This is a genomic window from Streptomyces sp. NPDC005004 (assembly GCF_053600675.1).
In genome coordinates, this window is the sequence record NZ_JBSGAH010000004.1 from 370,497 (window position 1) to 391,620 (window position 21,124).

Annotated in this window: 19 protein-coding genes and 2 pseudogenes; 6 read left to right on the forward strand and 15 right to left on the reverse strand. The window is 69.4% G+C overall.

Annotation, left to right across the window (positions count from 1 at the left end):
* Nucleotides 1-31: 31 nt before the first annotated feature.
* The 5 genes from chvE to ACWEEU_RS07790 all read right to left on the reverse strand — a co-directional run bounded on the left by chvE (nt 32) and on the right by ACWEEU_RS07790 (nt 5,190).
* Entirely contained in the window at nt 32-1,150 is a 1,119-nt protein-coding gene (gene chvE / locus ACWEEU_RS07770; RefSeq protein WP_451729696.1) for a multiple monosaccharide ABC transporter substrate-binding protein, read from the reverse strand.
* A 94-nt stretch (nt 1,151-1,244) separates the two neighbouring features.
* The gene (locus ACWEEU_RS07775; protein ID WP_451729699.1) at nt 1,245-2,213 is read right to left on the reverse strand and encodes a hypothetical protein; all 969 of its coding nucleotides are present in this window, start codon (nt 2,211-2,213) and stop codon (nt 1,245-1,247) included.
* Nucleotides 2,214-2,294: 81 nt separating this feature from the next.
* On the reverse strand, nt 2,295-3,284 hold the full coding sequence (locus ACWEEU_RS07780; RefSeq protein WP_451729702.1) for a zinc-dependent alcohol dehydrogenase: 990 nt from the start codon (nt 3,282-3,284) through the stop codon (nt 2,295-2,297).
* A complete protein-coding gene (locus ACWEEU_RS07785) occupies nt 3,281-4,438 on the reverse strand; it encodes a mandelate racemase/muconate lactonizing enzyme family protein (protein ID WP_451729705.1) in 1,158 nt (385 codons plus the stop codon). Before ACWEEU_RS07785 ends, ACWEEU_RS07780 begins: the two co-directional genes overlap by 4 nt.
* Before the next feature lie 275 nt (nt 4,439-4,713).
* The gene (locus ACWEEU_RS07790) at nt 4,714-5,190 is read right to left on the reverse strand and encodes a MarR family winged helix-turn-helix transcriptional regulator (RefSeq protein WP_451729708.1); all 477 of its coding nucleotides are present in this window, start codon (nt 5,188-5,190) and stop codon (nt 4,714-4,716) included.
* Nucleotides 5,191-5,257: 67 nt separating this feature from the next.
* Between ACWEEU_RS07790 and ACWEEU_RS07795 the strand changes: the two genes are divergently transcribed.
* Nucleotides 5,258-6,181 (forward strand): alpha/beta hydrolase, encoded by a 924-nt coding sequence (locus ACWEEU_RS07795; RefSeq protein ID WP_451729711.1) that lies wholly within the window; start codon nt 5,258-5,260, stop codon nt 6,179-6,181.
* Nucleotides 6,182-6,791: 610 nt separating this feature from the next.
* Here the strand turns inward: ACWEEU_RS07795 and ACWEEU_RS07800 are convergent.
* Nucleotides 6,792-7,394 (reverse strand): flavin reductase family protein, encoded by a 603-nt coding sequence (locus ACWEEU_RS07800; protein WP_451729714.1) that lies wholly within the window; start codon nt 7,392-7,394, stop codon nt 6,792-6,794.
* 326 nt (nt 7,395-7,720) lie between these two features.
* On the opposite strand from ACWEEU_RS07800, the gene ACWEEU_RS07805 reads away from it, so the two are divergent.
* A complete protein-coding gene (locus ACWEEU_RS07805; RefSeq protein WP_451729717.1) occupies nt 7,721-8,560 on the forward strand; it encodes an SDR family oxidoreductase in 840 nt (279 codons plus the stop codon).
* Nucleotides 8,561-8,774: 214 nt separating this feature from the next.
* On the opposite strand, the gene ACWEEU_RS07810 is transcribed toward ACWEEU_RS07805, so the two are convergent.
* From ACWEEU_RS07810 to ACWEEU_RS07825, 4 genes and pseudogenes are all read right to left on the reverse strand, one after another.
* Complete coding sequence (locus ACWEEU_RS07810) at nt 8,775-9,668, reverse strand: carbon-nitrogen hydrolase family protein (RefSeq protein ID WP_451729720.1); 894 nt, start codon at nt 9,666-9,668, stop codon at nt 8,775-8,777.
* A gap of 3 nt (nt 9,669-9,671) precedes the next feature.
* Nucleotides 9,672-10,037: a MazG-like family protein gene (locus tag ACWEEU_RS07815; RefSeq protein WP_451729723.1), complete on the reverse strand. Its 366-nt coding sequence runs from the start codon at nt 10,035-10,037 to the stop codon at nt 9,672-9,674.
* Between the two features lie 475 nt (nt 10,038-10,512).
* On the reverse strand, nt 10,513-11,094 hold the full coding sequence (locus ACWEEU_RS07820; RefSeq protein WP_451729726.1) for a class I SAM-dependent methyltransferase: 582 nt from the start codon (nt 11,092-11,094) through the stop codon (nt 10,513-10,515).
* A 399-nt stretch (nt 11,095-11,493) separates the two neighbouring features.
* Nucleotides 11,494-11,619 (reverse strand): annotated as a pseudogene (locus ACWEEU_RS07825) (IS5/IS1182 family transposase); the annotation flags it as partial.
* A 265-nt stretch (nt 11,620-11,884) separates the two neighbouring features.
* On the opposite strand from ACWEEU_RS07825, the gene ACWEEU_RS07830 reads away from it, so the two are divergent.
* A complete protein-coding gene (locus tag ACWEEU_RS07830) occupies nt 11,885-12,694 on the forward strand; it encodes an oxygenase MpaB family protein (RefSeq protein WP_385750795.1) in 810 nt (269 codons plus the stop codon).
* A gap of 8 nt (nt 12,695-12,702) precedes the next feature.
* On the opposite strand, the gene ACWEEU_RS07835 is transcribed toward ACWEEU_RS07830, so the two are convergent.
* From ACWEEU_RS07835 to ACWEEU_RS07850, 4 genes are all read right to left on the reverse strand, one after another.
* Nucleotides 12,703-13,452: a hypothetical protein gene (locus tag ACWEEU_RS07835; protein ID WP_451729794.1), complete on the reverse strand. Its 750-nt coding sequence runs from the start codon at nt 13,450-13,452 to the stop codon at nt 12,703-12,705.
* Nucleotides 13,453-13,579: 127 nt separating this feature from the next.
* Nucleotides 13,580-14,551, reverse strand: coding sequence for an SDR family NAD(P)-dependent oxidoreductase (locus ACWEEU_RS07840; RefSeq protein WP_451729729.1), 972 nt, complete (start codon nt 14,549-14,551; stop codon nt 13,580-13,582).
* 88 nt (nt 14,552-14,639) lie between these two features.
* A complete protein-coding gene (locus tag ACWEEU_RS07845) occupies nt 14,640-16,157 on the reverse strand; it encodes a catalase (RefSeq protein WP_451729732.1) in 1,518 nt (505 codons plus the stop codon).
* A 334-nt stretch (nt 16,158-16,491) separates the two neighbouring features.
* Nucleotides 16,492-17,013, reverse strand: a complete 522-nt coding sequence (locus ACWEEU_RS07850) for an STAS domain-containing protein (protein ID WP_451729739.1) — start codon at nt 17,011-17,013, stop codon at nt 16,492-16,494.
* Nucleotides 17,014-17,140: 127 nt separating this feature from the next.
* Here ACWEEU_RS07850 and ACWEEU_RS07855 point away from each other — a divergent pair, with 127 nt between their 5' ends.
* Nucleotides 17,141-17,482 (forward strand): helix-turn-helix transcriptional regulator, encoded by a 342-nt coding sequence (locus ACWEEU_RS07855; RefSeq protein WP_385750808.1) that lies wholly within the window; start codon nt 17,141-17,143, stop codon nt 17,480-17,482.
* A 69-nt stretch (nt 17,483-17,551) separates the two neighbouring features.
* On the opposite strand, the gene ACWEEU_RS07860 is transcribed toward ACWEEU_RS07855, so the two are convergent.
* Complete coding sequence (locus ACWEEU_RS07860; protein WP_451729743.1) at nt 17,552-18,724, reverse strand: alpha/beta hydrolase; 1,173 nt, start codon at nt 18,722-18,724, stop codon at nt 17,552-17,554.
* 288 nt (nt 18,725-19,012) lie between these two features.
* On the opposite strand from ACWEEU_RS07860, the gene ACWEEU_RS07865 reads away from it, so the two are divergent.
* Both ACWEEU_RS07865 and ACWEEU_RS07870 read left to right on the forward strand, forming a co-directional pair.
* Entirely contained in the window at nt 19,013-19,825 is an 813-nt protein-coding gene (locus ACWEEU_RS07865) for an alpha/beta hydrolase (RefSeq protein WP_451729746.1), read from the forward strand.
* Nucleotides 19,826-20,825: 1,000 nt separating this feature from the next.
* Nucleotides 20,826-21,124 (forward strand): annotated as a pseudogene (locus ACWEEU_RS07870) (hypothetical protein); the annotation flags it as partial.

The following is a 21,124-nucleotide window of genomic DNA, read 5'->3' on the forward strand; positions in this document are numbered from 1 at the left end:
GCCGCGCCTTCCAAATCGTGGGAGTGGGCGGTCACTTGAGCTGCGACTCGGTGTAGTAGCCGCCGTCGACCAGCACCTCGCGGTAGTTCTTCTTGTCGACGCTGACCGGCTGGAGCAGATAGGCGGGCACGACCTTGGTGCCGTTGTCATAGGTCTTGGAGTCGTTGACCTCGGGCTTCTTGCCCTTGAGGGTCGCGTCCACCATGCCGGCGGCGACTTCCGCGAGCTTGCGGGTGTCCTTGTAGACCGTCTGCGTCTGCTCCCCGGCGATGATCGACTTCACCGACGCCAGCTCCGCGTCCTGCCCGGTGACGACCGGCAGCGGCTTGCTCCGTGACCCGTAGCCGTCCGACTTCAGCGCGGACAGGATGCCGATGGAGATGCCGTCGTACGGGGAGAGCACCGCGTCGACCCGCCCGGACCGGTACGCCGACGTCAGCAGGTCCTCCATGCGGTGCTGGGCGGTGGTGCCGTCCCAGCGCAGGGTGGTGACCTGGTTGAGCGCGGTCTGCCCGGACTTCACCACGAGCTGCTTCTTGTCGATGTACGGCTGGAGCACCTTCATCGCCCCGCCGAAGAAGTACTTGGTGTTGTTGTCGTCGTTGGACCCGGCGAACAACTCGATGGAGAACGGGCCCTTCTTGCCGCTGTCCAGCCCCAACTTGTCCGCGATGTACGTACCTTGCAGCTCGCCGACCTTCTCGTTGTCGAAGGAGGCGTAGTAGTCGACGTTCTTGGTGCCCAGGATCAGGCGGTCGTAGGCGATGACCGGGATGTGGGCGTCGGCGGCCTCCTGGAGCACGTTGTTCAGGGACTTGTTGTCGATGGCCGCGATGATCAGGCCCTTGACGCCCTGCGTGATCAGGTTCTCGATCTGGGCGACCTGGGTGTCCGGGTCGTCCTCGCCGTAGACCAGCTTGGTCTTGTACCCCTTGGCATGCAGGTCCTTGACGACGTTGTTGCCGTCCGCGATCCAGCGCTCGGAGGACTTGGTCGGCATGGCGACACCGATGGTGCCGCCCTTGGCGTCGCCGCCCTTGTCCTCACTGCCGCCCTCGCCGCTCTGCCCGCAGGCGGTCAGGGTGAGGGCGAGTACGGCGGTCGCGGCGAGGGCGACTCTGCGGGGGCGTGCGATGTACCGGTCGCGCATGGGGAACCGTCCTTGTTCGTCTCGGCGTTGAGCGGGTCGGACCGTGCGGTGGAGCGGGATGTGTCCTACGGGTCCACGCGGTTCAGGCGCGGGATCACGCGGTCGTGGGGAAGCGGTGCAGTGCGCCCGGGAGGCGGGTGCCGAGCGGGGCCATGCCGTGATCGGCACCGTGCCGGGCCAGCAGGTCGAGGACCAGTCGGCCGCGTCGCACCCGCTCCCGCGCGGTGTCCAGGGCGACGCTTCTGAGATGGGCGCCCCAGGGGTAGATGCCGGGCGCCTTCGACAGGCCGAACTTCAGATACAGCGGGGCGCCGCGCCGGATCAGTTCGGCCACCTCGTACATCCGTACCTGGCCCCCGAGGTCGTCGGGCGCCTCGATGTACATGTCCATGGGGGCGCCGGACACCCGGCGGATCTCGGTGAGATGGGCGAGCGTGAGATCGCTGGGCACGTTGATCGAGTCCGCGCCCAGCCGCTCGAACACCGCGTAGGAGACCGGGTTCACCGGGCCGATCAGCGCGGAGACCTTCAACGTGGTGTCAGCCGGGAGCACCCCCGACTCCCGCGCCCGGTGCAGCGCCCACAGCACGCCCTCGTCGGCCACCAGCAGGCAGCGCACGCCCAGTTCGGTCGCGCGCACCGCGTCCTCGACACAGCCGGCCACCGCGTCGTGACCCCGGGCGCGCGGACCGCCGCCGCGTGAGTCGGAGCGCACCGCGCCGCCGGTGTCCCAGGTGCCGCGCGGCCCGGTGAACAGGCACAGCTCGATGTCGCGTTCGCGGGTCGCCCCGGCCATCTCGGTGATCTCGGCGTCCGTGAGCATCCAGACACCGCTGCCCTGGCTGATCCGGTGCACCGGCACGTCCAGCCGCGCCGCCTCTGCCAGCACGACGGCCAGCGCCTCGGGCCCCTCGCACGACGGGATCTCGGTGCGCCAGCTCCCGCCGCCCGGGAAGCGGTGCGGGGAGGCATCGGCGGGGTCGGGGGCGGGCGCGGCAAGACCCAGTGCGGCGAGCGCCTGCTCGCCGGGCCTGCGGACTGCCGGAGCGGAAAGGTCGGTCACGGGCTGCCTTTCGTGTTCGGTATGCCGGACGTCGTTCGGATCTTCGAGCGTGCGCGCCTCCTGGGGCTTCTCGTGCGCGGGTCAGGGCAGCAGGAGCACCTTTCCGGGTCCCGCCGCTTCCACCGCCCGCGCGAACTCGGTCAGCGGCAGTCGGCGCGTCACCAGGGGCAGCGGGTCGAGGAGCCCGGCGCCGAACAGCCGGACCGCGTGCGCCCAGGCGGCCGGGGGCGCCCCGAAGACCGTGCGCACCTCCAGTCGCCGTACGACGAGGTCGGCGGGGTCCAGGCCCCTCGCGCCCGGTGCCGGGATGCCGGTCAGCACCAGGCGTCCGCCGCGCCGTAGCAGGGCGGAGGCGGTGCGCGCGGCTTCGGCGGAGCCCGCCGCCTCGATCACCACGTCGTAGCCGCCGGGCAGGCCGGGGCCGCTCACGGCGAAGTCCGTGGCGCCGAACTCCTTCGCCAGCGGCTCTCGTTCACGGTCGAGTCCCACCACCAGCAACTCGCTGGGGGAGACCGCCGCGAGGAACCGCACCGCCAGCATCCCGAGCGTCCCCGTGCCGACCACCGCGACCCGCTCGCCCGGCCGGGCAGCGGCGAGGAGGGCGGCGGCCGCGACACATGCGGCGGGTTCGAGGAGGGCGGCCGCGGTGAGGTCGGCGTCGTCGGGCAGGGGGTGGAGCAGCCGGGCGGGCAGGGTCAGGGTGGGCGCCATCGCGCCGGGGTGGGTGAAGCCGGTCTCCTCGTACCCCGCCTCGCAGAGCGTGGTCTCGCCCGTGTGACAGCGGGCGCACACCTGGCAGTTGCGGAAGCCCTCGCCGACCACCCTGCGGCCGACGAGGCGCTCCGGCACCCCGGCGCCCACCTCCCGTACCGTGCCGGACCACTCGTGGCCGGGCACCACGGGGTAACGCACGTACTGCGCGGGCCGGTTGCCCCGGTACAGCTCGCGGTCGCTGCCGCAGACCCCCACCGCGTGCACGGCGACCAGCGCCTCGCCGGGGCCGGGCTCGCGGGGTGTGTGCGGCTCCAGCCGGTGCGTGCCCGGCGCCTCGACCACGACCTGGACGCTCACTTCGTCCCCTTCGGCCGGCGTCGCTCCCAGCCCTCGGCCCACAGGTCGAACCGGGCCTGCTGCTGCGGGAATTCGGCCGCCGCGTCGGTGTCCAGCTCGACGCCGAGACCGGGGGCGTCGGAGAGGTGGAAGTAGCCGTCGACCACCTCCGGGGCGCCCTTGACCACCGTCTTGATCTCCGCGTCCGCGAAGTCGTTGAAGTGCTCCAGGATCTTGAAGTTCGGTGTGCTGAAACCGACGTGGAGCGAGGCGGCGGTGAGGACCGAGCCGCCCACGTTGTGCGGGGCGAGCAGCACGTAGTGGCTCTCGGCTGTCGCGGCCAGCTTGCGGGTCTCCCAGATGCCGCCGATGTGGCCGACGTCCGGCTGGAGGATGTCCGCCGCCTGGCTCTCCAGCAGCTCCCGGAACTCGATCCGGTCGTGCATCCGCTCCCCGGTGGCCACCGGGATGTCCACCTTCGCGGCCACCTTCTCCAGCGCCTTCAGGTTCTCCGGCGGCACCGGCTCCTCCAGCCAGGCGGGCTCGAAGGGCGCCAGTTCGCGGGCGAGGCGGATCGCGGTGGCGGGGGAGAAACGACCGTGCATCTCCAGCATCAGCTCGGTGTCCGGGCCGATCGCGTCCCGCACGGCCTCGATCAGGGAGACGGCGTACCGGGTGCGCTCGTGGTCCAGCTCGAAGTGGCCCGTGCCGAACGGGTCGATCTTCAGCGCTCGGTAGCCCCGCGCCACGACCGCGCGGGCCGCCTCGTGATACGCCTCCGGAGTGCGCTCGGTGGTGTACCAGCCGTTCGCGTACGCCTTGACGCGATCGGTCACCTTTCCGCCGAGCAACTGCCACACCGGTACGCCGAGCGCCTTGCCCTTGATGTCCCAGCAGGCCATCTCGACCACCGCGATCCCGGACATCACGATCTCCCCGGCGCGGCCGAAGTCGCCGTACTTCATCCGGCGGACCAGGTCTTCCACGGCGAACGGGTCCGAGCCCGCGATGTGGTTGGCCTCGGCCTCCCGCAGATACCCGATCAGGGCATCGGTGTGCCCGAGCATCCGGGTCTCCCCGACCCCGGTGAGCCCCTCGTCCGTGTGGACCTGCACATAGGTCAGATTCCGCCATTGTGTGCCGACCACGTGGGTGCTGACTCCGGTGATACGCACGCCCGCCCACCCTTCGGTGTTCGAAATTTCGTCATGCGTTCGAAATGCTGGCGTGACAGTAGGGAGGGGGCACGGGGGGTGTCAATGGGGCGCACAAGGATCGGTCACAGCGGGATTCGCTCGGTCACGGCACGAGCCGTACCTGGGCGGCCGGGGTGAGGGCTGTCGCCGTACCAGTGGACCTGTCGAGTCGCGATCAATCCGCGGGATTCACCCTCGGAACGAACGCTGATCACACGGCTACGGGCGGCGGTCGCACGGGACGCACACGCCGGTCAGCCGGTGGGCAGGCCGATCTGATCGCGTTCGAGTGCCGTGCGCAACTCCGAGAAGATCTGTGCGGCGGCGGGTCCTGAGGGACCGCCCAGGACGTCTGCGGTCAGCTCGGCCAGTGCTTTGGTGAAGGTCTCCTCCGCCGCCTCGACGAGTCGCAGGCCCCCGGCGGTCAGGTCCAGCAGTGATGAGCGGCGATCCGATGGATTGGTGCGCCGGGTGACCCATGCCCGCTTCTCCAGACGGTCGACGCCCTTGCTGGTCGCGCCGATCCCGATGGCGAATTCGGTGGCGAGGTCCGCGACCCGGGACCCGGGGTGCTCGCGCAGGAAGCGCAGGAACTCGAACTGCGAGGTGACGATCCCGTGCCGCTCGCGAAGTCGGTCGTTCAGCGCGTTGTAGAGGCGTGTCTCGCAGCGGACGAGATCGGCGAAGAAGCCCGGGAGGTCGATCGGGGCGCGGCTCGACTTAGATGCCATGGCATATATCCTAACCTAGATGCCTAGGCATATAGTTCTTTGGCATGTACTCGCGATGGAGGCGGCAATGAGCAGGCAGCAGCGCGCGAAGATCGACGCGATGGTCCGACGGCCTCGGCCGGAGGCCCCTCGGTCGGTGGAGGAGATCCGCGCCGGGTTCAGGGCGATGATGGGAGAAATGATCGTCCCGTCCGGGATCCGCACCCGGACCACGACGCTCGCCGACCGCCCCGCGGTGCTCGTCGAGCCGGTCGGCACTCCGAAGACCGGGACGATCCTCTACTTTCACGGCGGCTCCTACGTCGTCGGTTCACCGGAGACGGCGATGTCGCTGACGGGGAACCTGGTGACCAGAACAGGGTTCAGGGCGTTCTCCCTGGATTACCGGCTCGCCCCCGAGCACCCGTTCCCGGCCGCGATCGAGGACGGAGTGAGCGCCTACCGCGCACTTCTCGACAGCGGCGAAGACCCGTCGGCGATCGCGTTCGCCGGGGACTCCGCCGGCGGCGGCCTCACCGTCACCACCTGCCTCGCCGCCCGCGACGCGGGTCTGCCCATGCCCGCCGCGATCGTGGCGTTCTCGCCCGGTCTCGACATGACGCGGACAGGCGAGAGCATGGACACCAAGGCGGGCATCGACCCGTTCTTCACGCGTGAGGGCCTGGAGCACACCGGGACCATGTACCTTGCGGGACAGGATCCGCATCAGCCCATGCTCAGCCCCGCCGTCCTCGCCGACCTGACCGGCTTCCCTCCGATGCTTCTGCAGGCGGGCACCAACGAGGTACTCCTGGACGACTCCACACGCATGGCCACGCGCGCGAGGGAAGCCGGAGTGGACGTCATCCTGGACGTCACCGCCGATGTTCCCCATGTCTTCCAGGCGTTCGCCGGCGTCCTGGACGAAGCCGACGAGGCACTGGACCGCGCCGCTCACTTTCTCGGTCAGCACATCCGCGCCAGGGCTGCGGCACACACACCGGCAGGCTGAAGCCCGCAGGCCGTCCCCTACGGACCGCGGCCCGAACCCCGGGTCCTGGCTCGCCGTTCCCGTTCCCGGCGGCTGGCACCCCACCTCGCTCCGAGGGCCGCTCAAGCGCCCGGGGGGCGCGTTCTCCGTGGGCGGTGGCTCATGCGGAAACGCGAGATCCTCTTACGTGACACGAATGCAACTGAGCGACAGGGAACGGGAGTTCGTCGAGCCGTACGTGCCGATCGGCGCCCGGAGGGCGGCCGCGCGGCGTCAGGTGCGTGCTCTCGGCGTGTCGGCCCCAGGCCCTGGACGTACCGGGGTCTGGGGCTGGCGCGGCGAGCGTGCGTGCATGGCGTCGCGCGGCAGACGAGAATTGTCAGACAGGCCCTCGGGGCGTCTCCCCGATCTTCGCGGGGAGACACCCCCTGGGGCGCGCATCGAGTCGTGATCAACAGGTGGTCCGGGTGAGGTCTTTGATCCGGATCGTCGAGTCGCGCAGGTGAAGACCGGCGAGGCAGCTGTCCGGGGTCCTGTCACACCGAGTGGCGATGCCTCGCCGCCCGCGAACCGCTGTCGCAGTCGCAGTCGCTCGGGGGACGGGCCGTATGCGGGAATTGTCAGACAGGCTCTAGCCCCGCTCCTCGTACCGCTTGCGCGCGAGCTCGCGCACGTCGCCGATCGTGCTCCACTCGTTGCCGCCGAGCCTCGCCAGGGGACGCAGGAGTCCGATGTCGGGACGCCCGTCCACCAGCGCGTCCTCGTCGACGACCACGTGCACGACCCGGCCGAACACCACCGTCGAGTCACCCAGGCCCAGCGTCGCGTGGAGCACGCACTCGATCGCCACCGGCGAGTCGGCCACACGCGGTGGACGCACCTTCAGCGAGGGCTCCTGCGCGATGCCCACGGCGTCGAACTCGCCCTTGTCGCGCGGGAAATCGGTCGCGGTCGCGTTGATCTCGGCGAGCAGCGGCTCCGAGGCGAGGTTGACGACGAACTCCCCGGTGGCCTCCACGTTGCGCAGCGAGTCCTTTCGCCCGACGGACGTGAACTGCACGATCGGCGGATCGGTGGAGGCGACCGTGAAGAAGGAGTGCGGTGCGAGGTTCGGCAGAAAGCGGTCCGGGCTGACCGTGGACACCCAAGCGATCGGCCGCGGCACCACCACCGAGGTGAGCAGCTGGTAGAAGTCGCGGGTGGGCATGTTCGCAGGATCGAAGTCGACGCGCATACCTGTAAGTATCCAGGTCAGCACGTGGGCGGCGCATCGTAGCCCCGGATCACGGCACCGCCGAGCCCCTGGTTCCGACGGAAAGTGCCCGATGCCGGCCGGCACGAGCCCTGGAGCACCACCGTCATGACCCAACCGATCCCCGAGACCTGAGACGTGGCGTTCGAACGTGTGGGCGCAGACGTTGACGCTGCTGGTGGGGAATTACGTGACGTTCCACGAGAGCCGAGCCGACAACTGAGTCCGCATGGGCGCCTGGGCTCCCACCCGACCACTTCAGACGGTTTCGCCCCAGGACAGACCTTGCGGTCCTAGCGTGGGATGCCATGACGGTACTGATCGTGGGCGGCAGCGGGTTCCTGGGCGCCGAACTGGTCCGCCAGGGGCGTTCAGTGGGCTGGGAGATGGCCGCCACCTTCCACTCGCACCCTGGCACGGGTGCGGATGTGTCGTGGCACCGCCTCGACCTGCGCAACCCTGTGGACCTCCAAGAGGTCCTGGAGGCCGTCAGCCCGCAGGTGGTCATCAACGCGAGCAGCGGCGGCGCCGAGTGGGAGGTCACGGCCGAGGGAGGGATGCGCCTGGCCAAAGCCGTGTCTCAACGGGACATCCGACTGGTCCACGTTTCGAGCGACGCCGTCTTCTCCGGCCGCCGCGACGGCCCGTACGACGAGACATGTTTGCCCGACCCGGCAACACCGTACGGGGCGGCGAAGGCGGCGGCCGAGACGGCGGTGCGGCTCTGGGGCGTGGACGCCGTCGTCGCACGTACCTCGCTGATCATCGGCGATGGTCTGTCCGAGCATGAACGCCTGGTGCACGCCCTGGCCGCCGGAACACGGGACGGGGCCCTGTTCACAGACGATGTCCGATGCCCAGTCCACGTCAGCGACTTGGCTGCCGCGCTGTGGGAACTCACCTTGTCCGGCACGGCCGGTGTTTTTCACCTCGCCGGCCCGGACGCCGTCACTCGCCACGAACTCGGCACCCTCATCGCACATCGTGATGGCCTTGACGCTTCACTGTTGCCGACCGGGCGTCGTGCCGGCAGCGGCCTTCCCGGTGGACTTCGTATCCGCCTCGACAGCCGCGTCACCCAGAAGTCCCTCGCCGTCCGTCTTCGCGGAGCCCGGGAGTTCCTCCGCCGCCCAAACCCCGGCGGCTGACTCCCGAGGGTGCACGGGCAGCGGTCCGCAGGTCTCGGTCGGCGCCGGTCCCCAGCAGGAGCTTTCTACTTGGGGGCACGCACAGCGCCACCGCGACTGGCTGGTCGCCAACGAGGCCTGCGAGAAGCTGCGCCAGCGCTGGGCTCGGTACTTGCCGGAGGACCAAGGAGTCTGGCCAGCAGGAGGCAGGGGGGGAGAGGTGGCTGGGCCGGTCTCAGAAGACCGTGCGGATGTCGCTGCGTGGGTCCCCGACGACCAGTCGGTCCTCGTAGAGCCCGTCCTGTGCCCGTCGGCGCCAGGGCCGGGCGTACCGAAGGGCCACGTCGATGTCCGGGTCGGCCGAGCGGAGGTCGATGTCAGCGATCGCCAGAGCGGGTTGCCCGTCGGCGGGGCACTGTGCAAGCCACCGGCCGCCGGGCGCCACGATCCCGGACGGCACCGTGGCGCTGAACTGCGCCGGCACGGAGTAGCCCACCCAGTAGCAGTACAGCGTCCCGTAGGCCTGGGCGACGCGCGCTCTCGGAGCGTCGTCAACCATCACGGAGAGCAGAACGCAGTCGACGCCCAGGCGCTCGTACTCGGCGAAGAGCGGCGGAAAACTCGCCTCCACGCACAGCGCGCACCCGATCCGAATGCCGTCCACCTCGAAGACCAGCGGCTCGCGCCCCGGGGTGTACAGGTAGGAAACCTCGGTATGCGACAGGAACCGCTTGTCGTACCTGGCAACCAGCTCGCCACGGTCGGAGACGACAAAGAGGCTGTTGTGCGGCCTGTTCGGCGGTGTGAGCGGGTGGAGCGACCCGAACGCCGTCCACAGCCGTAGTTCCCCAGCCAGCGCAGCGATCGACTCGGCCTCCTCGCGCATGACGTCCCAGGCGGCACGGCTCCAGTCGGCCGGGACCAACCTTCCGTCCGGTCCGGCCGCCATCACGTGCTTGCTCGGATAGACGATCGCCCCCTCGGGGAACTGCACCAGTTGCGCACCCGCCCCGGCGGCCTCGGTCATCAGGGCCCGGATCTCCTGCCCTGCCGCCCGCAGCGTGCCGCGGTCCGTCGGGTCCTCCGGCACGGTGCTCTGCGCGACAGCCAGCCGCAATGTCCTAGCCATGGCTCACACCTCCTCGATGCGACTGCTCTGGGGGAGGAACTTCGCGGACTTCTGGGCGAGAACGTCGGCCAGGAACGCGGGCGCCTCGTCGCCAAGCATCCGATGCAGCGTGACCAGGCTGGTGATCGCGGTGTCGGCTACCTCTTCCTGAACGTGTCGCCACGTGTGGCTTTGCCCCTTCCGGGGGTTGGTGCCCCAAGCGCCGACCACGGCCTGCGCAGACTCGCCGACCTCCTCGGTGAGCTTGAGGACCTGCAGCGTCCACTGCTGCTCTGGGGTCATCCCGCGTTCTGAGTCCAGGCCGGTGAAGAGGACGGCGAGCTGGCCGATCACGTCCCACAGCGGTGGGGTCGACGGGTGTGCTGTCAACGGGCGCTCCTCGAGAGGGGGCGAAGGGGGTGGGTGTCGGTGTTGTCGGACAACGGAGGGAGTCAGGGCGTCAGATCCCGTTGTGGCCCGGGTGCGGGTTTGGCGTCCAGGTGCGTCCACCACTCGGTGGCGACGATCCGGTGCCGGTCGCCGGCGGTGAGGCCGGGCAGAAGGGCCGGCGGAGGGCGCTGGCTCTCGACCTGGCTACGGTGCGCAAGGACCGCGCGCCACTTGGTCTGCGCCCAAGGGCTCACATCGACGGTCGGGGTCACCTGTTCATCGGGGTGCTGGAGACCGTCTTGCCGACACGCTGGAGAAGGCTGCCGAGTTCGTCGATGCCCGAATCCGCGTGCGTGGCCACGTACAGGCCGCCGGGCTGGGCTCCATCCGGCGGTCATGTCCAGCTGGGGCAGCGTGCTCCACCGGCCGCCCGCGCATCCGTCGTCCAGGAGTCGGGTCAGCACCGGGGTGGGAGTCATGGGCGCAGGGCGTAGCAGCGCAGAACGTCGAGGTCGGCGGTGTGGACGGCGGACCAGCCGGCGGTGAGGAGTTCGGCCTGCGCCGGGGTGACGCCGAGGCCTTGCAAGGGGTCGGTGGCGGGGCGGCGTCCGGCGATCTCAGTGACGGCCCAGAAGGTCCCGCCCGGGGCAAGGAGGTGGCGTACGCGGTCGAGGAAGGCCGCCTTGTCGTCGATCCACCGGTAGACGAGTCGGCAGGTGATGACCGCGTACGCCGGCTCCGGCAGGGCCCCGAGGTCGTCGGTGGTGAAGTCCATGCACTGCCAGATCGGCACGCGGCCGTGCCCGGGCTCCTGGGCGGCGGCGAGCGCGATGGCGCTCGGGGAACAGTCGATGCCGGTCGTGCGGAAGCCGAGCTCGGCGAGGCGCCAAGTGAGCGAGCCGCTGCCGCATCCGATGTCGAGGGCGGGGCGGGCGCGGCCGGCGCCCAGATGCTTGTCGAGTAGCCGGTTTTCGGTGTCGTCGAGCTGCCGGTAGCGGCGGCCCTGGGGCCAGAGCGGCTCCCAGTAGGTCGCGGCCGCCGTGGACGCGGTGGTCATGAAAGGGCTCCTTCAGGGGCGGGTGGTGCGGCCGTACGGGCGGGATTGTCCGAAGCGCGCGAATGGGGGCGAGGAGGGCGCCATCGTGGTCGTCGTCATCTGCGCGCCGGCCTGGAGCCGGGACTCGTCCCGGTACTGGAACTCCTCCTCCTGTGCCGAGCCCCCGCGGCCCGGTGGCGTCCCCTCCGCTCCGTTCGTGCTCGACTGCGCGGCTGTGCTGCCCGAGGTCAAGTCGGTCCCCCCTGTCGGTCGTCACGGCTGGTTCGCGAGACTCAACGACACAGCCCGGATACCGAACGCACGTTTTTCGGTCGGTCCTGAAGTCCCGGGACGGAGCGTTCGAGGAACCGTGGGCCCTGCATCGACCCAGCTCTCGCAACGGCACCGCCAACACAGGCAGTTGGCCGAATCGCCGGAGACGCCGACGACCAGGGGCACCCCGTTCGCGTCCGACAGGACGTACATCTCGGAACCCGGCTCGCCTCGGTCCACGGGTCTCGGACCTTTGTGTGCGCCCCTTTTTTGGCGCGGACGAACCGGCCACCCTGCCCCTGGTGTGCCCGTCAGCGGGGAGCCACCGCAGGACCCGGAAACGACGCAGTAGCGATGCGACTGGTATTGCCGCCCCTCATGGATGTTCACTCGGCCGTAGTCGAGGGATAGGGGTTCGCCGATGGTCGACCACCCCCCGCTCACGCGCACCCCACCGTGCCCGGAACGAAGGACGACGGGCGCGGCAGCTTCACGCCCGGGCCTGCGGGGCCGCTTGGGCGACACCCTCTTCCGCGGAGTGGCCGGCCCCGACGGTCCGGAGAGGCGGCGCCGGGTCCACGGCACACCCGGCCCCCGCTGGTTCGCCGCGGACCGCCCGATCCGCGTGGTCCACGGCGACGCGTCCATGTTCCCCGGCGGCCTGGCTGCCCTGCTGCTCCAGTCCCTGCACCCCCTGGCGATGACGGCGGTGGCCGACCACTCCGACTACCGCAACGACCCCTGGGGCCGTCTCGCCCGCACGAGCACGTTCCTCGCGTACACCACGTACGGCGCGGCGGACGACGCCCAGCGGGCCGTCGACCGCGTGCGAGCCGTCCACGAGAACATCCGGGGCCGCACGCCGGACGGCGAGCCGTACCACGCCGCCGACCCGCATCTCCTGGCCTGGGTCCACAGCGCCGAGGCGTACTGCTTCCTCACGGCGCATCAGCGCTACGGCAGCCACCCGCTGAACGCGGCGGGCCGGGACGCGTACGTGGCCGACATGGCGCGAGTCGCCTCCGCGCTCGGCATCCGGAACCCCCCGACAACGGTGGCGGAACTCCACACCACCCTCAACGCTTACCGCCCCGAACTACGCCTGACTCCCCAAACTCGTGAGGCAGTCCACTACATCCTCCTGCGCCCGCCCCTCCCCAGACCCGTCCTCCCCCCGTACCTCCTCCTCGGCGCCGCAGCCGCCTCCCTCCTGCCCGCGTGGTCCCGCCGGCAGCTGGGCCTCCCGGTCCTGCCCCGCACCGAACGCTGGTGCGTAGCCCCGGCCGGGGCAGCGGTGACGGCCTTGATCAGATACCTGCTTCCACCGCCACCGCCACCCCGCTTCTGAGAGGGCCGCTACTTCAGCTTCACTGCATCCCCGCTCGACGCGACCTGTGTCGTCGTCGTGGTGCCGGGGAAGAACCACCGCCAGGTGCCCGCCGAGTTGGCGGTGACAGTGGTGCCGAGCTTGCCGGTGCTACTGGTCTTCACCGTCTTGACGGTGCTGAACCGAGAGGCGCCGGACTTCTTGAACTGAAGCTGTACGGCCTGCCCGGAGAACCCGTGATACTTCAGGTCCTTCCAACTCGCGCGGGTCAGGCTGCCGGTGACGGTCAACTTGTGTCCCTTGGCGACCGGTTCGGGCGACGCGTTGGTCGTCAGCTTCGAGGCGCGCTTCATCTTGAACTGGGCGATGCGGTCGGAGATCCAGTAGTCACCGTCCTTGGCCTTCACGGTCGCGTCGACCTGCCAGACGCCGGCCGCCGCATTGGGGTCGGGCAGGCTGTCGGGAAGCCAGGCCGGGTCGACCGTCATCGTGGCCGTGCACACCGAGGTGGTGGAGCTCTTCTTCTCGCACCGGGTGTCCACCCAGTCGCTGAAGCCCCAGCCGTTGTCCGAGTTGAACGCGCTGATGTGCGTCAGCCCCTTCACCCCGGAGTTGTCCCGGATGGTGACGGCGATGGGATAGGTGATGGTCTTCGACGTCCCCACGCCGACGTTCTTTCCGCCGTTCACGACGGTCTTCGTGACCCGTACGTCCCCCCGGCCCTCCGCATGGGCGACGCTCGTGGACAGCAGCGTCAGGGCAACCGCCCCACCGGCCATGCCCCAGGCCGCCGCGGTCGATCTTCGTTTCATGATCCCTCCCCTGTGATGTGGGAGGCGAGAATACACAGCGATCAACGACGCACCGTACGGGTGTTCCTGACTGCCGCCCGCCGCAGAACGCCCCTCAAGTCCTCCCACCGTGCGCAAGGGACGAGACGTACTCCCACAACTCCTCCCGCACCTCCTCCGAATCCGCACCCGCCGCGAGGGGATACGTGGTCGGCCGAGGCCGCCGGTCGTGCCAGAAGAGCCCGTCGCTCTCGGTGGCCTCCGAAGCCGTGCCGAGCCAGACGATCGTGTCGGCCCCCTGGGCAGGGCTGCGGATGATGGGCCAGGTCACCGCCCGGAAGACCGGCAGCCACTGCCGTACCCCCTTCGTGTCCGCCCAGCCCGGATGCATCGAGTGCACATGCACACCCTGGTCGTGCAACCGCTCCGCCCACTTCTCGGTGACGACCACCTGAGCCCGCTTGGTGCGGGCGTAGAACTTCTTCGGGCTGTACGGCGTCTGCTCGGACTCGGGATCACCGGCGGGAAGCTGCTGCCCGTACTGGCCGCCCGAGGTCACGTTGATCACCACCGACGGCGCGGAGCGGGCGAGCAGCGGCGCCAGCTCCTCGATCAGTACCCAGGGCGCCAGCACATGCGTGGCGAACGTCAGCTCCACCCCGTCCACGCTGTGCTGCCGCTCGTCCGGCATCACCCCCGCGTTGTTGACCAGCACGTCCAGCCGGTCCTCTTCCTCCAGGAACCGCCGGGTGAAGTCCCGCAGCGCGGCAAGACTGCTGACATCGCATGCGACGGGCCGTACGTCGACGTCCTCTCCCGCCTGCTCCCGCGTGAGCGCGGCGGCCTCCTCGGCCCGTTGCTCGCTACGGCCGAGCACCCGCACCGAGGCTCCCAGCCTGGCGAAGCCGACGGCGGCCGCGAGACCGACCCCGGACCCCGCACCGGTGACGAGGACGACCTTGCCGTCCATCCGCCCGGGCCCGTCGGGCCAGTCCGGCAGGGCTTTGCGCACGAGCAGTCCGGGCCAGCCGTAGCCGAGCACGACGGAGCGGTCGAGGGCGGTGTCGATCAGCGAGGTGACACTCATGGCATCCGACGTACCCGGACGCGCCGCCCTCACACGGCCGAGCGCCCCTCACCCCACGGATGGGGGAGGGGCACTCGGCGCCTGAGCGTCAGGCCTTGTGCTGCATGCTGCTGCGGGCCGGGTTGCCCTGGTCCGCGGCCTTCGGGTCCTTCTCCGCGGCCTTGGCGCGCACGCCCTCGGCGATCCGCGCACCGATCTTGGGATCGATGTTGGACCAGTACTGGAAGGCGCGCTCGAGCACGGGCTCGGTCACGCCGTTCAGAAGGTGGCCGACGACGTTGTCCACGAGCCGGTCGCGCGCGTCGTCGTCCAGCACCTCGCGGACGAGGGTGCCGGCCTGCCCCCAGTCGTCGTCCTCCGCGTGCGAGACGTAGGCCGTACGGGTGATGTCTCCGTCGGTGTGCCAGGTCGGCGGCGTGCCGTACCTGGCGGTGTCCGCGGCGGGTCCGCCCTTGGAGTTCGGGGCGTACACGGGGTCGCTGGTCTTGCGGTACGCCATCGCGCCGTCCTTGGAGTACGTGTGGACGTCGGTGATGGGCGCGTTGACCGGGAGCTGGGCGTAGTTCGCGCCGATGCGGTGGCGATGCGCGTCGGCGTACGAGAAGAGCCGGGCCAGCAGCATACGGTCGGGGCTCGGCCCGATGCCGGGCACGAAGTTGTTCGGCTGGAACGCGAGCTGCTCGATCTCCGCGTGGTTGTCCGTCGGATTCCGGTCCAGCGTCATCCGGCCGACCTCGATCAGCGGGTAGTCGCCGTGCGGCCATACCTTGGTCAGGTCGAAGGGGTTGAAGCGGTACCCGGCGGCGTCCGCGTACGGCATGATCTGCACATACAGAGTCCAGCTCGGGTGGTCCCCGTCCCGGATGTGCTCGAAGAGATCACGTGTGTGGTAGTCGGTGTCGGCCGAGGCCATCTGGTCGGCCTCGTCCTGGGTGAAGAACTCGATGCCCTGGTTGGTCTTGAAGTGGTACTTGACCCAGAACTCCTCGCCGGCCTCGTTGATCCACATGTACGTGTGCGAGGTGTAGCCGTTCATGTGCCGCCAGGTGCGCGGCACGCCCCGGTCGCCCATGAGCCAGGTGACCTGGTGCGCGGACTCGGGGGAGAGGGTCCAGAAGTCCCACTGCATGTCATGGTCACGCAGGTTGTTGTCGGCGCGGCGCTTCTGGGACCGGATGAAATGCTGGAACTTCATCGGGTCCTTGACGAAGAACACCGGGGTGTTGTTGCCGACCATGTCGTAGTTGCCTTCGCTGGTGTAGAACTTCACCGCGAAGCCGCGCGGGTCACGCCAGGTGTCCGGGCTCCCACGCTCTCCGGCGACGGTCGAGAACCGGGCGACCAGATCGGTACGCGTCCCCGGCTGGAAGACGGCCGCCTTCGTGTACGGGGTGACGTCCCCCGTCACCTCGAAGTGCCCGAAGGCCCCGCTGCCCTTGGCGTGGGGCTGCCGCTCGGGAATGCGCTCCCGGTTGAACTGGGCCATCTGCTCGATGAGGTACGCGTCCTGGAGCAGGATCGGTCCGGCGGGCCCGACGGTGAGCGAATGCTCGTCGCTCTCCACCGGGGCGCCGGAGTCGGTGGTGGTGCGGGGGATCTCGGTCATGGTGAGCTCGCGGTTCCTTTCCAAAGCGCCGGGCCCGACGTCTGCCGCACGCCGTGCCGACGATTGTGTGCTCAGGGGTACCGGGTGACCGGCGACGAGGGGTGGCAAACGTGAGCGGGGGCGGGATGGCCTGAGTGGGTGCAGTTCCCGCCGGCGGTAGTCGCACCCCGCGTGCGCGGGGCCCCCGACCTCCGACCAGGTCACGTCCGTGCACCAGGGACCGTCCCCGAGCGCGGGGAATGGCACGTGTTGGCCCGTAGGGCGACTCTTCGTTCAACCGGTTCGGCGGGACGTGGGACAACCGTGGACTGCTGTCATGGGGGTGTTCATCCACTCAAGCGGGTTCACCCACACGCACTGACAGGTGACGGCCGCGCTGTAGTTCGACGCTGGGTGACACTCCCGGCTTCGCTGAGGGCTGGGAGGTGGGACCGAACGACGCGGGTTCGCTGCACCACGACCGCTCGGGGGAGAACAGCTCCTGCGCTCCCGTGAGGTCGAGCAACCGCTCGACCTCAGGGCTTGCGGCCTGGATCGTGACGGCCTTGCCCTGTCTCAGGGCCCGGTGCCGGAGTTCCAGAAGCACGTTCAGGCCGGCGCAGTCACAGAAAGTGAGCCCGCTCAAGTCCAACTCGAGACGGTGGGGCGAAGCGGTCAGGGCTTCGACCAGGCGGGCTCGGATCCGGTCGCCCGAGACGAGGTCGAGTTCCCCTCGCACTGTCACCCGGTTCCGGCTGCCGCTCGACGCGCACGTCACCGCTGCCTGACCAGGCGGAAGCGATCCCACAGCACCATCTCTCTCGAAGCGGGGGTTCGGCGCTGGGGAGGACGGGGACCGGCCCGAGGGTTGCTGCATGGCTTACTCCAAGTGCGCTGGTGCGACCGCCCTAACGTTCCCCCAGGCAAGCGACATACGTCAAGTAATACACGAAGCCGCGTACGTGTTTTGGGAATCGTGCATACTTTATCGGTAGAATCGGGCCATGGATGTGGTACCTGAGTCACACAGCGGATGGACGTTCCTGACGAACCACGCTCGCGTCCTTGCGGCCATCGCGGACAACCAGCGCGCACGGGTCCGCGAGATCGCCCTCCGTTGCCGCCTCACTGAGCGCGCCGTGCAAAAAATCATCGCGGACCTGGAGCAGGCCGGCTACCTCTCACACACCCGCCAGGGGCGTGGCAACTTCTATGAGATCGACCCCGCCAAGGTCCTGCGCCATCCGACCGAAGCCGGTCAGGGCCTGACGGTGGCCTCGCTCCTCTCACTGCTCAATCTCCAGGACCAGACCCATCTCCAAGCAGTGCCCGGCGAGCCCGCATGACGCGGAACGCGGCGGGACCGTGATGGCGCCGCCGCGTTCCGGCGTCCGGATCCGGGAAGGCGACCCGTTCTACTTGCCGGAGGCGGGGGGTGTCGATGCGTAGAGCGCCTCGCGCAGGGTCGCCGTGGTCTGGGCGACCGCCGCTTTGTTGGCCTGCGTGTCACGCAGAGCGTTCAGCATCATGAAGTCGTGGGTGACTCCGCCGTAGTGCGTCGAGGTCACCCGCACGCCTGCCGACCTGAGCTTCGCCGCATAGGAGTTGGCGGCGTCGAGCAGCACGTCGGAGTCGGTGACGACCAAGGCGGGCGGCAGGCCCCGCAGTTGCTGGACGGTCGCCTTCAGCGGCGAGGCCAGCGGATTGGCGCGGTCGGCGGCCTTCGGGGCGTAGGCGTTCCAGAACCACTTCATGGCGGGCCGGGTGAGCCAGCAGTTCTCCGCGTAGCGCTGGTACGACGCCGTGTCGAACTCGGCGTCGGTGACGGGGTAGAGCATGACCTGCTGGCGGAAGTGCGGGCCGCCGCGCTGCTTGGCCAGGAGCGTGACCGCCGCGGTCATGTCGCCACCGACGGAGTCACCGGCGACGGCCAGTCTGCTGGAGTCCAGACCGATCTCGGCGCCGTGCGCGCCGACCCACTTGGCGACGGTGTACGCCTGCTCGACCGGGACGGGGAACTGGGCCTCGGGAGAGGGCGTGTAGTCGACGAAGACGACCTCGGCGCGGGCGCCGTTGGCGAGTTCACGGACGAGGCGCTCGTGGGTCTTGAAGTTGCCGAGGACCCAGCCGCCTCCATGGATGTAGACGATGCCGGGCAGCGTTCCCTCGACGCCTGCGGGCCGCACGATGTGCACGCCGACCGGCCCCGTAGGGCCGCCTGGCACCGTGCGCTCGGTGACCTGGGCAGGCAGCATCGTGACAGGGCCGGCCTGGAGCTTGTTCAGCACGTCACGGGCGGCCGGGTACGACAGGTCGTACAGCGGCTTGCCACCTGCGGCCGCGAGTTGGTCCAGGAAGCCCTGGTCGATCGCCTCCAGTTTCTGCGGTGGGTTGCCGCACGGCACGTATCCGGCGGTCGAGGCCACCGCCGCCCTGTCCTGGGCGGTACCCGGCGTGGCGCCCTCGTGGACGGTGCCACAGGCACTCATCAGGGTCGCCGTCGCGGTCAGGAACGCTGCCACGGCGAGGTGGTGCAGGCGGCGGTTCCCGGGCACGGTGCGTATGGGGCGCGCGTCTGTTGCTCTCATGTCTGCCGATTCCCTAAGTGAAGGAGTCACCCCCCTCCGTCATCGTGGCTGGTGGGTTCGGCGTCCACCATCGGGGTTGACCCGGACAGGGCACCTGGAAGAGCCGGCGCCGGATGCTGACGTGGCCGGGCGGCGCTACGGTCATAGGGTGAGGCAGGGACGCTGTTCATGGCCTCGGAAGGCGTCCGCGCCGTTCCATGTGGCCTCCATGCACCCTCCGACACGTCCTTGCGACGGTTCTGGACAGGGAGGCCCCAGATGGCTTGCTTTCCACGCCGCGATGTCGCGATGACTCTGGTGGTGGCAGCGGTCGCCGCCGCCACAACCGCCGCTGCCGCGCCAAGCGGTGCCGTGGACACCGTGCACCATGCCGCCCGGCAGACGAAACCCACCATTGTCCTGGTGCACGGAGCTTGGGCGGACACGTCGAGTTGGAATGGCGAGATCACTCTGCTGCGCCGCGCCGGCTACACGGTCCGTGCCATCGGGAACCCCCTCCAGGACCTGACGACTGACGCGCAGACGGTTCACGACTTCCTGAAGAGCATCAAGGGCCCGATCGTTCTGGCGGGGCATTCCTACGGAGGCTCGGTGATCACCAACGCCGCCCAGGGAGTCGACAACGTCAAGGCGCTCGTCTATGTCGACGCCGCCGCGCCGGCGGTCGGCGAGACCACGGCCCAGCTCAGCGGCTCGACATCGGTCTTGACAAAGGGGTCGCCGGCTGACCTGTACGACGCCGTACCGTACCCGAACGCCCCGTCCAACGCGTCCGCTCTGTATCTCAAGGAGAACGTGTTCGTCACCAAGTTCGCGAGCAGCGTGCCCCATGACCAGGCCGTCAATCTGTGGGCCACGCAGCGTGCCGCCACAACCGTGGCTTTCAACACTCCCTCCAAGTACGCGGCGTGGAAGACGATTCGCTCCTGGTACTTCATCAGCAGCGGTGACCAGATCATCACCCCTGCCTCGGAGCAGAAGATGGCGCACCGGGCGGGATCCATGGTGACGCTCTACAAGGGCGGTTCCCACCTGACGCTCGTCTCGGACCCCACGGCAGTGACCAAGGTGATCCAGTCAGCTGCCTCGGCCGTGAGCTGAGCGCGCGCGTGCGACCGAGTCGGTGACGGGCGCCTGGGGCAACCCAGCACCCGTGAGAGGTCGTAGAGGTCCGCCGATCACGACGACGAGTCGCAGACCGGTGACCGACTTGCGGAAGCAGCGGGGGCTCAGCTCTGCGAACGACCGTATCCCAGACCATGTTTGACGCCGGATCACATCAGCCGCACGACAGAACACTTCAGCTGCCGATCTTCCTCCGCCCAGTTGAGCATGGGTGCCAACGAGGCGAGGAGGCCGCCGGACGGGACTCATGCTCTGCGCTGCGGGCGACGACGTGGCCGGCCCGGACGTCTCGTGGTCGTACCACGGGTTCAATCTGTTCAGGGAGCGGCTGGCCCACCTCGAGGGCTTCGCTCTTACCGCCGGGGTGGCTGCCCCGGCCGGCAGCCGACCGCCGGTGCCTCCTCGGCCCCTGCCCTGACCGGGGTGGGGGCTCCGAGCTGGACCAGCACGGAGACGGCGCATCGCAGCCCCGGATCGCGGCACCGCCGAACCCCTCGTTCCGACGGAGAGTGCCCGATGCCGTCAGGCACGAGCCCTGCAGCACCACCGTCATGACCCCACCGATCCTTCAGCTCGCCCCCTCGATCGAAGGGGACGACTTCGAGATCCCCGCCCACGCCGGGCGGCGTGGGCCCAGCTCCGGGGGCCATCCCCGCCCGGGTGGGGATGGCCCCAGCGCCGTAGTCGCCGTAGCAAAAGGCGCTGGGCGGGGAATGCAGCGACACGCCGTGAGGCCGGGGTGAGGAGGCGTCAAAGGATCACCCTGAGGGGCTAATCGAATGTCAATCTGCTTGTATTTGTGGAGATTTCAGAGTCACAAACGTGCCCCGCGTCGGCGTGTGGGCTGGATAAATACCCCGATCAGCCCCTATGGAGCCGCATTCCGGGCATCTCCGGAATGACAGGTGTGGGGAGTGTAAGTACGTTTCAACACGTACCGGCTGTCGAGCCGGTGTCACACGACAGGAGAAGGCACATGAAGATTGCTCGTTCCACCCTTGTCACCGGTGCCATCGCGGCCGCTGCCGCCATGGCCGCGACCGGTATCACCTACGCCTCGGCCGCGTCCGGCGCCGTGTCCCAGGAAGCCCCGGCCGTCGCGGCCGCGGCGCCCTTCGGCGGCAGCGGCAGCGGCAACGGCAGCGGCCAGAGCAAGGGCAACGAGGGCAAGGGCAACGAAGGCAACGAGGGCAGGGGCGACAAGGGCGGCGACCACGACTACGACGAGGGTCGCATCCAGGTCAACGAGCGCTCCTACTCCTCCCGCGCCGGCGA

What these genes read in the sequence shown, in the direction of transcription:
- chvE (WP_451729696.1), bottom strand. Translation starts at nt 1,150, where the DNA reads ATGCGCGACCGGTACATCGCACGCCCCCGCAGAGTCGCCCTCGCCGCG.
- ACWEEU_RS07790 (WP_451729708.1), bottom strand. Translation starts at nt 5,190, where the DNA reads ATGGCATCTAAGTCGAGCCGCGCCCCGATCGACCTCCCGGGCTTCTTC.
- ACWEEU_RS07795 (WP_451729711.1), top strand. Translation starts at nt 5,258, where the DNA reads ATGAGCAGGCAGCAGCGCGCGAAGATCGACGCGATGGTCCGACGGCCT.
- ACWEEU_RS07800 (WP_451729714.1), bottom strand. Translation starts at nt 7,394, where the DNA reads ATGCGCGTCGACTTCGATCCTGCGAACATGCCCACCCGCGACTTCTAC.
- ACWEEU_RS07805 (WP_451729717.1), top strand. Translation starts at nt 7,721, where the DNA reads ATGACGGTACTGATCGTGGGCGGCAGCGGGTTCCTGGGCGCCGAACTG.
- ACWEEU_RS07810 (WP_451729720.1), bottom strand. Translation starts at nt 9,668, where the DNA reads ATGGCTAGGACATTGCGGCTGGCTGTCGCGCAGAGCACCGTGCCGGAG.
- ACWEEU_RS07820 (WP_451729726.1), bottom strand. Translation starts at nt 11,094, where the DNA reads ATGACCACCGCGTCCACGGCGGCCGCGACCTACTGGGAGCCGCTCTGG.
- ACWEEU_RS07835 (WP_451729794.1), bottom strand. Translation starts at nt 13,452, where the DNA reads ATGGCCGGTGGGGCGGTTGCCCTGACGCTGCTGTCCACGAGCGTCGCC.
- ACWEEU_RS07840 (WP_451729729.1), bottom strand. Translation starts at nt 14,551, where the DNA reads ATGAGTGTCACCTCGCTGATCGACACCGCCCTCGACCGCTCCGTCGTG.
- ACWEEU_RS07845 (WP_451729732.1), bottom strand. Translation starts at nt 16,157, where the DNA reads ATGACCGAGATCCCCCGCACCACCACCGACTCCGGCGCCCCGGTGGAG.
- ACWEEU_RS07850 (WP_451729739.1), bottom strand. Translation starts at nt 17,013, where the DNA reads ATGCAGCAACCCTCGGGCCGGTCCCCGTCCTCCCCAGCGCCGAACCCC.
- ACWEEU_RS07855 (WP_385750808.1), top strand. Translation starts at nt 17,141, where the DNA reads ATGGATGTGGTACCTGAGTCACACAGCGGATGGACGTTCCTGACGAAC.
- ACWEEU_RS07860 (WP_451729743.1), bottom strand. Translation starts at nt 18,724, where the DNA reads ATGAGAGCAACAGACGCGCGCCCCATACGCACCGTGCCCGGGAACCGC.
- ACWEEU_RS07865 (WP_451729746.1), top strand. Translation starts at nt 19,013, where the DNA reads ATGACTCTGGTGGTGGCAGCGGTCGCCGCCGCCACAACCGCCGCTGCC.